Raw genomic sequence first — 8,695 nt, 5'->3', positions numbered from 1 at the left:
CAAAGAATGGCACGACCTCTTTTGGCTTTAAAAAATCTTTTAACGATTCACTATTAATTTTCTAAGTAAAAAAAATAGAAAATACAAATAACCTTTTTTAATATTTAACTTTGTTTTTTAAACAAAAATTATTTACCCGCTAAATGGAAAGACACAAGATAATTCATCGAAACTACTTTAAACTTATACTTATATCTATTTTTGTTGGGCTCTGCGGGGCATTGCTCGCATTTTCACTAAAAAAGCTAACAGAATTTTTTGAACACTGCCTATTTAATATTGCCAGTAATTATTCAGCAGCAATAATTTTATTTCCTACAATTGGAATTACCGCGATTTATTTTTTGAGAAAATATGCATTCAAGAATAGGAAAAATAAAGGAATAACCGAAATATATAAAACACTTGACCAGCGCAAAGACCATTTGCCTTTATTCAAAATACCCTCGCATTACATTAATGGTTTTCTAACAGTAATATTCGGAGGTTCCACCGGTATAGAAGTATCTACTGTAGTGGCCACGGCTACTATTGGAAACTTTGCTTACAAAAAGAATTTGTCTGCAAAAATATATAAAAGGGAATTAATCTGTGCAGGGGTGACCGCGGGAGTTGCTATTTTATTTTGCAGTCCTTTAGCTGGCTGGTTATTCGCTATGGAGGTTATTGCAAGGAAAATAAGCAAAACATTGGTTATTGCCTGTACTTCTTCAGCATTAGTAAGCTGGCTGTTTATTTCTTTATTTGATAATAAACCTTTACTCTTATATACTATTGCAGATTGGAATTGGACGGCTTTTCCGTTTTTTATTATTTTAAGCCTTTTTGCAGCGGTTTTAGCTGTTTATTTCACACTTTTAGTTACCCGGATTAAAGGTCTTTTCGGTGCTATTTCGAACAATTTCATACGTGTTAATTTAGGAGCTTTGATTGTTGGGGTATTAATTTACTTTTATCCAGGCTTATATGGTGATAGTTACGATGCCCTTCGAGAGGTGCTGCACGAATCAGCAACAACTCCAAACGTTTCATTTTTTTTCTTATTAATCATTACAATGCTAAAACCGCTGGCGGCATCCCTTACACTTGGTGCAGGTGGAGACGGAGGTGTATTTGCACCTAGTATTGTTTGCGGAGCATTTTTAGGGCTGCTTGTTGCCTTTACCGGGAATAATTATTTTGGAGCAAATTTAATTCCATTAAATTTTGCCTTGGTAGGGGCAGCTGCTGCTTTATCTGCTTCTCTTTTTGCTCCCTTTACTTCTTTGGTTCTGATATGTAATTTACTTCCAAACGGATATTTATTGTTTGTTCCTATTTTATTCGGAAGTGTAATTTCGTATTTTTTTTCAAAAAAACTTTTGCCTTATAATGTGTATTCCTATGATTTTTATCTGGCAGCAAAGTAATGCTTGATCGATAAAAAAAAAGGCACTTCGCAAACTTGAAACGTTAAAGGTTAATGCAAATTAAAGCTCGAAACAAATGATTCGCAGGAAAACATCTATTTTGAATACTTAAATAAAACTTAATTAAAAACAAAAAAATGAATGCAACTATTGTTATTATGACTGCCGTTTTACTGCTCACGCTTTTTTCTCCTTTTGGGGTTTACTATGGAGTAAAAATCGCAAAGAAAAGAAATTATCAAACCCATCGCAGGATCCAAAACATTACTTTTATTATATGTGTTATTGGTGTTTTAGCATTAGAAGGATTAATTCGGTCAGCCGGCGGATCTGGCAGTTTAGCTTCTCAAGGTAATTATTATAATACCAGCTTCTTTAAAATTACTTTATTCTCTCATATCATTATTGCAGTTTTAAGTTATTTGCTATGGACAATTCTAATTGTAATTTCTAATATTAAATTTCAAAAAAGTCTTCCTGGAAAGTTTTCTACAGTCCATAAGAGATTAGGATATGTTATTTTTGGGGGTTTAATTTACACCGCAGTTACAGCTCTCGCTGTATACTTGATGACTTTAAACCTAATATAAAATTTGCTTTAAAGATAGTCCTGTTTTAGCAGTGAACATACTCAATACGCTTTATTGATTGGGATTTTTAAATAATAATTTAATCAGGCAAAAGCTTTAAGATCCCTTGTGGATATAATTTTCAGATTGCGTTTATTTTAAAACTTTTGAAATGCCGCAGCAAATGAAGCATTATTTTTCATTAATGAAGAAATAAGGGAAATAGCAGGGATTACAATAAATTGAAGTTGAGTATTGCAGAATCATAAAAAATGTATCAGAGATACCTTATGCATGTGAATTATTTGTACATCCCAAGAGCATAAGATGTTTATTAACAAAACTTTAAAAAACACCTGCTACGCAATTAGCTTTTTTTTTGTAAATTGCTTCTTACGAAATTATGATTTAAAAAAAATATAAGTTATGAAAGCAGCACGCTATTTTGGACATAAAGATGTAAGGGTAGTTAATGATTTGGAAAAACCTGTTCCCAAAGGAGATGAGGTTTTGTTAAAGATTGGTGGGGCAGGAGTCTGTCATTCTGATCTGCATATTATTGATGAGGGCACAGTTGGTGATATGGTGTTTACTCTCGGTCATGAAAATGCCGGATGGATTGAGGCGGTTGGTGAAACTGTAAAAGATTATAAAAAAGGCGATGCCGTACTGGTATATGGACCTTGGGGATGCGGACATTGTAAACCATGCCAGCAGTCGAAAGAAAATTACTGTGACCATCAAAGTGAATTAGGCTACGGAGGAGGGCTGGGCCTTAATGGCGGCATGGCAGAATATATGCTGGTGCCATCCTCTAGATTATTAGTGCCTATTTATGACCTGGATCCGGTAATTGCGGCACCATTAACTGATGCCGCTCTTACGCCTTACTCAGCAATTAAAAGGTCGCTGCCTAAACTTATGCCGGACGAGTATGCTGTAGTTATAGGAGTGGGAGGATTAGGCCACGTTGCAATACAGATTTTAAGAGAAATATCAGGCGCCGCAATAATCGCATGCGACGTGACCCAGGATAAGCTGGTGTTCGCCAAAGAACTCGGAGCTGCTTACACTATTAATTCTAAAGATGCCGATGCCGCGGACCAGATTTTAAAAATTACAGGAATAAAAAAAGCCAAAGTGATTTTGGATTTTGTAGGCGCAACCTCTACGATAGAACTGGGAACTAAAATTGTTGGTATGGACGGTGATTTAACCATTGTCGGACTAGGCGGGGGATATTACCAATACAGCATGAATGGGCTGCCCTTTGGTGTCACTATGACTAATCCATACTGGGGATCCCGTATAGAGCTAATGGAGGTTGTGGGACTGGCAAGACAGGAAAAAATCCATATTGAAATTGAAAAGTTTGCTTTGGAGCAGATAAATGAAGTTTACGATAAAATGCGTCGCGGGCAGATTAAAGGTCGTGCCGTATTGATTCCATAGTCTGCAGTCTTAAAACCTGTAATTTTATATAGATAGAAAGATTGCGACAAATTTTAAACTGCCCGGCAGTTATATTATAGAGGCCATTGGAAGACAATGGCTTTTTTTGTTCTGCAATAATAATATTAGCACTACTATTATTATTATTAAAAGCAATTTACTTACCAATCTGCTAAAATAATGATAATTCATTAATATGAATAATGATCAATAATGATCAATAATGATGGATTATCATTATTGAAAGCATAAATTTTTAACAGCTCGTTTAAAGGCAGTCAGAGGCGCTTTATTTTTGATGTTAAACTGGTACTAAGCACATTGATGTGTTTAATTTGAAAAAGTGCAACTTAAAAAAATAATGAGATCTGCTGTCTGATTTCTCTCTTTTATTTAATTGACAACAGTTCAATTTCACTTTGATATCCTGGATTATAAGAGGGTGTATATTTGATATACCCCATTGTCTGCAGCTCTTTAAAATATTTATGGTAAGTAGGCAGGGTTTTTACATGCGACAACGACATTATTCTGCTTCTGCTGACTTTAATAATTTTAGATTGGCGCTGTCTGTATCCTAGATACAAAACTGCACTGAGTAATGAAAAATGCCATACATTTAATCTGGTATCTTTTTCAAATAGCTTTAAGTAGTCAAATAGAGTATTTATTTCCATGACCTATTAATCTTTAAAAAGATCTGCCAGATCATTTTTGCTGTAGTAATAAGAACCGAGTATTTTTCTGCACCTTACTTTTCCAGTTGTACGAAGACTCTGAAGTGAGGCCGAAGAAATACTCAATGCTTTTTTAACAACACAGCTTTTGAGCCAGTCAGGAATGAATTCTTCTTGCTTCTGGCGATCAATTCTTATTTCATTAATGATCATCAGGGTAAACTGTCTTAAATCGTCTTTTGTTATTTGCTCGCTCATAATTTTTTTTATTTTGTTTAATCAATTTTATGACCATATAAAAATATACAGTTTAAAAATTCTTAATCATAAATGGCTTTCGAAGACCTGTTTTGACTTTTTTTTTCTGATTACTGGTATAAAACACGAATGTGCAGAATCATTTAATGAACCGTGGAAAGAGCCATATTTATAGCGCTTAGAAAGCTTTTTAAAAATTTTCGTACCAGATGCTGCAATGTGCTTCATTACTAAATTTAAAGTTTTGAAAAATCCCTTGTGCCGCAATTTTGCCACAAAATAGTAAATGTGATTTTTTTTTTTGTGTTATTCTACCTTGCTGCCCAGATGTAATGCCATTACTAGCTGTTTATTGCTTATAAAAGCAATCATATTAATTAAGCCAAAAATTATTCTATAAAAAACACACAGAGTGATTCTATAATTAAAAGCAGATCTATTAAGAGTAATAGAACAAGCAGGACCTCGAGATTAAGATTTTAAATAAATGTGCAGCGATTTTTTTCTTGAACTTAAATTTTTTATAAAAAGATGTTGTCAAATTGCTGGTTATCAGAGCTGAGATTGCCACAGGTGAGTTTCTAGCAGATGAGTTCTGTTGTCGTTTTTGGCTATCCTTTGTTGATGCTTGATCTCTCAGCTGCATCGCTTATTTAAGAATGAAAGTGATCCTTAGAACAGTATATATAAGATTTCACGAAATCTATATTTCTTAAAAATTTTACTTATGTAAAGTGAAGGCGCTTATCAGGATAGCAGATTAGTTTTTTAAGCCCATAGTTTATTTCAGTGCGCAGATTGAAACATACAAAAAAGCCGCAAGAGTAACAATTAAAGCGGCGAATAGAATAAAAATAATTCGGTTTTGTCGACGATCAATTTTGGATATTCTTTGACTTAGTTTAATTTCTTCTTTATCTTTTATGTCTTGATATTTATCTTTCATTATAGCAAAGATATTAATTAGTGTCATATTTTTTTTACGGCATTACGTAACGGATTATGTTTTTTGCAGCAATTGAATAAAAATGAAATTTCGATCGTATTTAAAATACATTGGGCAGTTGTTATGCCTTGTTTTATATTTTGCGGCCTTTTTGCTTAAATTTGTTTCTTGTTATTTGTAACTAAACAATTCAATGGATTAAAACTTATGCCTGCGTCTGTATCTTTAAAATTAATGCAATGAGGTTTGAAAAAGATTTGATAAAAAATAAACACTGAGCGTTTATCAAAAGTGAGCAGTAAAAATAGTATCGGTAATCTTGTACTGTTGAGTTAAATACTGTTTAAGAAAAATGGTATTTATTATTTATATGCTAATGGGCACCTTTTTATATGGTATTGCATATAACTATTGGGGTTTGCCTCCTCCTTTATACCTGTATCTTGATCTTTAATTTTTATTTTGATACTATCAGTTGTATAAGTTTGTTGGTTTGTATAGAAATAGAAATAACAATCAGAATCATCCCGACAAACAATGATTTGAGCAGACAACATTCTAAAATGAATTGGTATTGTTGCCATTTCGATGGTCATTAGTGATTTATTTAAATTAAACCACTGATTTTGGGGTAAGGCTCGTACGCCAATATTCTACAATATTTTGGATCATTTTTTTCAAGGATTCAAAATCATCTCCTTTTTTAAAATAGCCATGTACCTGGCAGCTATACGCTTTTGCTATGTTCTGGGGATCTTTTGATGTGGAAAGGAAAATATAGGGCACACATTTTTCACATAGGTCCTTGTTGGCAAGAATTTTGTTCCTTAGTTCGTAGCCATCCATTTTTGGCATGTTGATATCTGACAGTATCATAAAGGGGCTCACATCCGGATCTGATAAGTATGTTTCAACCTGGGTTGGATCTTCAAAAAAAACGATTTTATTGGGGTAATCCAAGATATCAAAAATGTCATTGAGCAGTAGCCTGTCATCCTCGTCATCCTCAATAATTATTATTTCTCCGCTTCTTCTCATTTTTCGAAAGTTTGATTAATATTTTTTTTAGAAATTATCTTACGGATTCAATTTAGTGTAATTTTAATACTAATAAATTTATAATTTATTTTGTTAAATAATAATTTGATTAGTTTTTTTTAACAAAATTTCAACTAATGGAGAAAAAAGATATATTTCAGCACAATCTTAAGTGTTAAATCATCTTCAATTTCAGAACAAACTGATGGATAATTATTCGACTTAGGCAGCTATACAAAAAAACGATGTCTGTTTTAATTTTTGTTGCTTTGAAAGGCTGATGTATTTTATAATATTTTCCCCTTTGTCGTAAAATTTTAAATGTATTTAAAATGTCAAATGGAAAAACCCGCCGATACTCTTACGTACCGGACGGGCGTCCATAATAAACATAATCTTCCATTTTATGTCTGCTTACAAAATCTTTCCTGGTCTATTATTAGTCTGCACTAAATTGGTCATTTTTTTTTAATCATGGAGATTTAAATATTTAAAATACAAGTGCTGCCACAGCAGTATCTGCATACTGCTAATGTCGTGATCCTGCCATTATTTGTTGTGGCTAAGTAATAATTCTTTTGCAAAACAAGTGCATCAAATGAAATTGCAATTCACTTCCAAAACGTTTCTTAAATGATATTTATTGTATGTCTGTATTTGAGGGCAGCTATGAAATCAGTATCTGTGTCATGTCATTACTAGAATAAATGGCACGATGCAGGATGTAATCCAGATGCAGCAGGGAATAACTTCGAATTAATGCTGCAGATAGTTTGATCTATTCCAATTAAAAGTTTTTCATCTCCCGGGATGACTGCGTTTCGGTAAAACTTAAATCAAGAATAGCATCTAGGACTGCCTCATGCCAGGATCAATAATGGAAAAAGTAGATTCATGCGCAGGCCTGCTTATTTTTTTCTTCCTCGTTGTATTTCTTCCAAAGTATCTCAATTGCTTCCCGCTGCTTTTTATCAAAAAACCAGTATGCTGTTTGTCCGATTTCAAGAGCAAAGGTAACTCCGTGTTCCGAGCGTACCAGCAAGGCCGTGTCTTTCAGATTTGCTAAAAAATCTCCACCCATCCGGGTTGTATTTTTTATCAAAGCCCTGCAGGTGCTGAACACTAACCTTTTTATGCTCCTGAAACCAAACAAAGCATACTCCGGCTCTTTAGACGAATAAAAAAAAATGTCAGAAATGAAAAATGAAATATTGAAAACAGCAGTGATGAAACAAAACAGCGCCTCCTCTCATTGCCGAATAAATTTCAAAAAAATAAAAAATAAAAATTAATCATAAAAATCAGAAATCATGAACATCATTGGAAGAGTGACAAAAGATGCAGAGGTACGCACGTTGCCCGACAGCAGACAGGTAGTGAATTTTTCAGTAGCCATCAATGACAGCTACCGCACTAAAGAAGGCAACAAAGTAGAGCAGACTACATTTTTTGAGTGTGCCTACTGGATAAGCCCGAAAGTAGCCAGTATCCTTACTAAAGGCACTGTTGTGGAACTGACAGGAAGGGTAAGCGCAAGGGCTTGGACAGGCAATGACGGAGAACCCCGAGCAGGACTGAATTTCAATACCGCACAGATTAAGCTCCACGGGGGCGGTAAGAAATCCGATACGGCGCAGTCAGCTGTTAAAGTTGAAAAGAAAATACTTAAAGCAAAGCCTCCGAAAGATGATGTCCCATTTTGACATCTTGCAGAGAACATTTTAGGGCAGTTATAAACTTTTAAAAATTAGTTATCATGGCACATAATATCAATTATAACGATAAGACAGGGAAATATTCATTTTTCAGCGTGAATGAAAATGCATGGCACGGTCTGGGGCAGGTTGTGGAGCAGTATCCGACAAGCGGGGAAGCCATCAGACAAGCAGGACTGGATTACGAGGTGGCAAAAAGCCCTTTATTCACAAAAAGCTCAGGTATCTTGCAGGATGCTGACAGCATAGAAATAGGAAGCACGGAACTGGAAGTAGACGGCTGTTTTGCGAATATCCGCAAAGATAACAACACCGTACTGGGGGTAGTGGGCAGAGATTATCAGATTGTACAGAACCGTGAAGCGTTCAGTTTCTTTGATGCCATTGTAGGCGGCGGCGAAGGCATTCTGTACGAAACAGCAGGGGCTTTAGGCAGAGGGGAACGCATCTTTATTACAGCGAAACTCCCTGACTATATCCGTGTAGGGAAAGGCGATGATGTAGTCGAAAAGTATATTGTGCGCCCATAAGGTTGTGTAGTGAATGCAGTTTTGGCAAACTGCTGAGCAAGTGTTCAAACTGCTCATCAACATCCGATTTATCCAAAGGGGAAACCTAATGGGGAGTGTAG

Annotated in this window: 9 protein-coding genes and 1 pseudogene; 5 read left to right on the top strand and 5 right to left on the bottom strand. The window is 34.8% G+C overall.

Annotated features, from left to right (window positions below; all coding sequences use genetic code 11):
* Positions 1-143 precede the first annotated feature (143 nt).
* From RB618_RS23620 to RB618_RS23610, 3 genes are all read left to right on the top strand, one after another.
* Positions 144-1,409, top strand: a complete 1,266-nt coding sequence (locus tag RB618_RS23620; protein ID WP_308071083.1) for a chloride channel protein — start codon at positions 144-146, stop codon at positions 1,407-1,409.
* A gap of 137 nt (positions 1,410-1,546) precedes the next feature.
* Positions 1,547-1,999 carry a DUF420 domain-containing protein gene (locus RB618_RS23615; protein WP_308071081.1) on the top strand — a complete coding sequence of 151 codons (453 nt, stop codon included), beginning with the start codon at positions 1,547-1,549 and terminating at the stop codon, positions 1,997-1,999.
* Between the two features lie 405 nt (positions 2,000-2,404).
* Positions 2,405-3,430 carry an NAD(P)-dependent alcohol dehydrogenase gene (locus RB618_RS23610; RefSeq protein WP_308071080.1) on the top strand — a complete coding sequence of 342 codons (1,026 nt, stop codon included), beginning with the start codon at positions 2,405-2,407 and terminating at the stop codon, positions 3,428-3,430.
* A gap of 389 nt (positions 3,431-3,819) precedes the next feature.
* Here RB618_RS23610 and RB618_RS23605 read toward each other — a convergent pair whose 3' ends face one another.
* The 5 genes from RB618_RS23605 to RB618_RS23585 form a co-directional block, all read right to left on the bottom strand.
* A complete protein-coding gene (locus RB618_RS23605) occupies positions 3,820-4,107 on the bottom strand; it encodes a hypothetical protein (RefSeq protein WP_308071079.1) in 288 nt (95 codons plus the stop codon).
* A 6-nt stretch (positions 4,108-4,113) separates the two neighbouring features.
* Positions 4,114-4,365 (bottom strand): DNA-binding protein, encoded by a 252-nt coding sequence (locus RB618_RS23600; RefSeq protein ID WP_308071078.1) that lies wholly within the window; start codon positions 4,363-4,365, stop codon positions 4,114-4,116.
* Positions 4,366-5,673: 1,308 nt separating this feature from the next.
* Positions 5,674-5,895, bottom strand: a complete 222-nt coding sequence (locus RB618_RS23595) for a hypothetical protein (RefSeq protein WP_308071077.1) — start codon at positions 5,893-5,895, stop codon at positions 5,674-5,676.
* A gap of 28 nt (positions 5,896-5,923) precedes the next feature.
* Positions 5,924-6,349 carry a response regulator gene (locus RB618_RS23590; protein WP_308071076.1) on the bottom strand — a complete coding sequence of 142 codons (426 nt, stop codon included), beginning with the start codon at positions 6,347-6,349 and terminating at the stop codon, positions 5,924-5,926.
* A gap of 892 nt (positions 6,350-7,241) precedes the next feature.
* Entirely contained in the window at positions 7,242-7,430 is a 189-nt protein-coding gene (locus tag RB618_RS23585; RefSeq protein ID WP_308071075.1) for a hypothetical protein, read from the bottom strand.
* A gap of 229 nt (positions 7,431-7,659) precedes the next feature.
* Between RB618_RS23585 and RB618_RS23580 the strand changes: the two genes are divergently transcribed.
* Both RB618_RS23580 and RB618_RS23575 read left to right on the top strand, forming a co-directional pair.
* A complete protein-coding gene (locus RB618_RS23580) occupies positions 7,660-8,052 on the top strand; it encodes a single-stranded DNA-binding protein (RefSeq protein WP_308071074.1) in 393 nt (130 codons plus the stop codon).
* Between the two features lie 53 nt (positions 8,053-8,105).
* A pseudogene (locus RB618_RS23575) lies at positions 8,106-8,582 on the top strand (DUF932 domain-containing protein); the annotation flags it as partial.
* Positions 8,583-8,695: the final 113 nt, after the last annotated feature.

It is taken from the genome of Flavobacterium sp. LHD-85 (assembly GCF_030929595.1).
Classification (GTDB): domain Bacteria; phylum Bacteroidota; class Bacteroidia; order Flavobacteriales; family Flavobacteriaceae; genus Flavobacterium.
This window is presented reverse-complemented; position numbering and strand designations above follow the sequence as displayed.